4 protein-coding genes are annotated in these 4,364 nt (G+C 49.8%); 2 read left to right on the top strand and 2 right to left on the bottom strand.

Annotated features, from left to right (window positions below; translation table 11 throughout):
• Both MO867_RS24185 and MO867_RS24190 read left to right on the top strand, forming a co-directional pair.
• Positions 1-182: DDE-type integrase/transposase/recombinase (locus tag MO867_RS24185; RefSeq protein ID WP_373565920.1), on the top strand; the 182-nt coding region annotated here is incomplete at its 5' end.
• A 45-nt stretch (positions 183-227) separates the two neighbouring features.
• Complete coding sequence (locus tag MO867_RS24190; protein ID WP_373565921.1) at positions 228-419, top strand: integrase core domain-containing protein; 192 nt, start codon at positions 228-230, stop codon at positions 417-419.
• 590 nt (positions 420-1,009) lie between these two features.
• Here MO867_RS24190 and MO867_RS20740 read toward each other — a convergent pair.
• Positions 1,010-2,770 carry a M28 family metallopeptidase gene (locus tag MO867_RS20740; protein ID WP_252472649.1) on the bottom strand — a complete coding sequence of 587 codons (1,761 nt, stop codon included), beginning with the start codon at positions 2,768-2,770 and terminating at the stop codon, positions 1,010-1,012.
• 202 nt (positions 2,771-2,972) lie between these two features.
• Positions 2,973-4,172, bottom strand: a complete 1,200-nt coding sequence (locus tag MO867_RS20745) for a phosphatidylinositol-specific phospholipase C domain-containing protein (RefSeq protein WP_252472651.1) — start codon at positions 4,170-4,172, stop codon at positions 2,973-2,975.
• Between the last annotated feature and the right edge of the window lie 192 nt (positions 4,173-4,364).

Below are 4,364 nucleotides of genomic sequence, written 5' to 3' on the forward strand. Positions count from 1 at the left end.
TCTGGACTGTACAGGGCTGGTTGTACTTGGCGGTAGTGATTGACCTCTATTCACGTCGGATTGTTGGCTGGCATCTAGATCGCCAGATGGAAGCGGCCTTGGTAAGCCGTGCGTTGCTGATGGCTGTCAATTTACGTACACCGCCAAAGGGTCTTCTACACCACTCTGATCGAGGCAGCTAGTATGCCAGCCATACCTACCAAGCGCTGTTGAAACAGCATGGAGTGGTGTGCTCAATGAGCCACAAAGGAAATTGTTGGGACAATGCACCGACTGAACGCTTTTTTGGCAGCCTGAAACGGGAATGGCTGACGGGGAATCTCTATGCAACAAGAGAAGATGCGATAACCGATGTAAGAGCCTATATTGCTTATTACAACTCACTAAGCACATTTCTGCACAAAGCGACGAAATGGTGAGTTTAAAGTGGGGCGCAAGACTATCAGAAAACGAGTGGGTAAATCAGATCAAAGAAATACAGCGCCAACTGCGGCGGCGGATGCATGAGCCAGTGGGCCTTGCCCTTAAGCGGTTAAGATCAGTGCTGGCTGGGCATATGAACTATTACAGTGTGCCCGGAAATAGTCAGAGTGTCTCACTATTTTGTAATGAAATAGTGAAGCGCTGGTTTAAAATACTCCGCCGCCGTAGCCAGCGTTTTACGCTTATTTGGAAGCGTTTTGGCCCCTGGGTCAGGCGTTTACTTCCATCAGTGCGCGTTGTCCATCCCTATCCAGAAATGCGATTTCGCGTTAAATACTCGAAGTAGGAGCTGTATGCGTTAGTAGCGCACGTACGGATCTATACGGGGGCTTCGGGTGACCGCATGTCGGGCGCTTGGTCATCGGATCTTTGGGCTCATATGGTACAAATCGGATTGGGGGACACTATCTCAACAACTTGTGAGTTCGTTGCAGTATGAGAGCCGGGCACAAGGAGTGGAGTGTGGTGACATCCGTTCGATGCCGCCACTCCGGTTTTTCCGAATCAATAGATCGGTTGTTCAAGCTTATTTTCTAGAGTCGGTACTAGTATCGCGAATTGCACGGAATTCGTTACCTTCATACCAATTGGGCCAGTCTCGGCTATTGGCTAATTTCAGGCCCAGTTTCAATCCAAGTTGAAGGTCCATTGCTGCGCCTTCCAAGTTCCACTCGGGATCGTACTCGTCGCCCGGTTTATGGTAATGCTGGCTTATGTACTCGTCGCCTTTTGACTGGGCCCATTCGCGGCCGTGTTCATAGTTGTCGGTACCGGAATCGAAATACAGCATTGGAACGCCTTTTTTCGCCAAGCTGAAGTGATCTGAGCGGTAGAAATATCCGCGCTCGGGATGCTCTTCGGGGGCCAGGTAGCGACTCTGTCGTTTTGCAGCAGTTTCCAGCAGTTGTTCCAACTCGCTGCTACCGTAACCAACCACCGTAATATCCCGAGCAGGTCCAAAGACATTCATAGCGTCAAAGTTGAAGCCCGCAACGGTTTTCTCTAGAGGCTCAACTGGATTTGCGGCGTAATATTGGGAGCCTAGCAGGCCAGATTCCTCAGCGGTAACCGCGACGAATACCAGGGAGCGTTCGGCTCTTTCCTCTTTCACGGCCTGGGCGGCGATGGCCAGTAGGCCTGCAGTACCAGTGGCGTTATCGACCGCACCATTAAAGATGTGATCCTCGCCAGTGGAGTTTCTGTTGATGCCGAGGTGATCCCAGTGGGCAGTGTAAACAATTACTTCGTCTGCGTGCTTTTTGCCTGGTAGTTTAGCAATAACATTGCGGGAATTAGATTTTTTCAGGTTGTTACTGAGTTGGACATTGGCACTAAGCTCCAGTGACTTGGGTTTAAAATCACGGCTTTTAGCGACGCCCATTTCCTCGGTTAGGTCGAGACCGGCTGCTTGGAACAGGTCCTTTGCTGCTTGGTGGGTAACCCAAGCTTCCACGGCCACACGGTCAGTATTTTTGTTGTCAGCGGCCAGGCTAACCTGGGCGCCGGACCATGAACCGCTCACGACTTCCCATGGGTAACCGGCAGCGCCAGTCTCATGGACAATAATAGCGCCAGCGGCACCTTGGCGGGCAGCTTCTTCAAATTTGTAGCTCCAGCGACCGTAGTAGGTCATGGCGTTGCCGTTAAATAGCGTGTCGTCTTGCGTGGCGTAGCCTGGATCGTTAACGAGAATAACAGCTGTTTTGCCCTGCATATCCAAGTCAGCATAATCATTCCAATGGTTTTCTGGGGCGACGATGCCGTAACCAACGAAAACCAATTCACTGTTTTTCAGGCTGGAAGCGCTGGTTTGACGCTGGGTAAAGGCCACCATGTCGGCAATAGGCTGAAGTACCTGCCCAACACCTTCCCCCTGAATCGTTAGCGGGGTTGATTCGATATGCATTTCGACAATAGGCACCTGCTGAAACCAGCTGGGATTGCCTTCTTTGTCTATTACGCCTGGGGACAAGCCTAGGGTTTCAAACTGCGTCGCTAAATAATTGACTGTCAGCTCCTCACCATTGCTGGCAGGGGCGCGTCCCTCGAAATCGTCGGAGGCCAGCACTGACACGTGCTTGTGCAGGTCGGCAGCAACAAGGCCCACTTGGGCCTGTTCGGCTTTAGTAAGGGTGAGTCCAGTATCGTTGTGTCCGCTATGTTCTTTCTGAGCGTGGGCTTGGTCTGCCTGCGGGCTAACTTCGCGGTTGTCCGTGCTGCAACCGGAGAAGGCGCTGCCAATGGCTATAGCCAAGCCGACACGGCGCCAGTTGGTAGGAATTCGCATAATATTATCCTGACAGTCTTGTTAAGCTGGGAATTATGCCTGATCTTGCCGAAACTAACGACATGTCACAGCTTGAGGAAGGGTGGGGCGACTGGAGTGTGAGGTAAAGTCAATTTTGGGTCGCCCATGCTCGTCACGGGGGCTTGATTGGGTATTAAATTAAGAGAGTGGAGAAGCTGGTTCCCCACTCAAATTTAGGCGTTTAATTTCGTTGCCAGGACCCCTCTACAATCTGATCTTGAAGGTTAATCCATACCTTGTCATAGCCGGTAGTTTCCCGTGCGGCTTTCAGGGCCTGGTTGTCCCGGCTGTTGGTCGGTACTTCGAAGCTATAGTTATTGCCGAGAGCCTGGCATACCCCAGTGCCGTGAGAGAAGGGGCCAGTAGAGGCGCTGACCAACCAGCTTGCGTCTGCAGTATTTTTACAGGCAAAACTGTATTGATTATTGCAGTTGGCATCGTTCCAGCGCCCATTGCTCCACTGCATAGCACAGTCTTCGTTGTTCAGATTGTTGGGCTCGCTTTGGTCCCAGGACCAGATTGCCGCTGCAATACGCCCGTCGCTAGTGTTCATATTGTCAAGATTGAGAATATTGTGGCCTAGGGCAAAGCCATCGCGTACATCATTTGTGGTAATTCTCTCAATGCCGCCACTGAATATTTCGCCAATGGTGCCAATAGTGGTGCTGTCTTCCCAAACTCGTCCAATTTCGCCCAGCCCGGTAAAAGCCATATTTTTTATGTCGCTATTGCCGGAGCAGCCGCCGTCTTTCCATAATATGACTTGTTTCCCAGCGGCGAGAATATCGTTTTTTGTCAGGGTGTTGGGTATGCTCTGGCAGCCGCCGCTATAGAAAATTTTATCGCCGAACCTATCCGCTATTTGATTGTGTAAATCTTGATGGTGACCATCGGAGTGGTCTTCAATGTACAAAATAATGACTTCACCCTCATTGGAGCTGTCATTAAGCCAGTCTTTAACTTCGTTAAAGCCTTCTGTTGCGTATTTATCGTTGATGCTGCACAAACCGTGGCAAAGAAGTAATCTTTTAGGGTAGGAGAAAAGGCTCTCCATTTTAGTTGTCCAATGTACGTCCAGCTCTATAAACCGGGCACCCATTCGCAATTGGTCTTTTATCGAGTGCTCTTGTTGTGGGTCCAGATAGCGGCAGCCAACAGAAAAGTTACAGGCGCGGTATACCTCTGAATTATAGGAGTTGTGTGTTCCCAGGATGTTGTTTTCACTCATGGGGGTGTGGTTGTCGATATTTCGCTGTAGATCGAGTGCTTTGCCGGTCCAACTGTTTTGGAAGTCGGAGATGTTGTCTGCCCAAAGGGTGGGGCAGAAAAATACTATAAGAAATACTGCAGTCTGGATTACCCAGTGGATATTTTGTTTCATTGTTGTTCTCCATGGCGCTGTAATAGTTAAGTCAATATTTTTTGTTTTTGGTATTTTTTTGATTTTTATCGATTAATTGGTTTTTGGTGCTGTATTGACGGCTGTCGGTTCTGTTGCTTTTTGGAGTTTTTACTATGGCAATACTTCGGACAGTTTTAGGGGGCGAAATAGGTAGGAACCACGGCCAGATAC

Origin of the sequence: Microbulbifer okhotskensis (genome assembly GCF_023895975.1) — a bacterium.
GTDB lineage: Bacteria > Pseudomonadota > Gammaproteobacteria > Pseudomonadales > Cellvibrionaceae > Microbulbifer > Microbulbifer okhotskensis.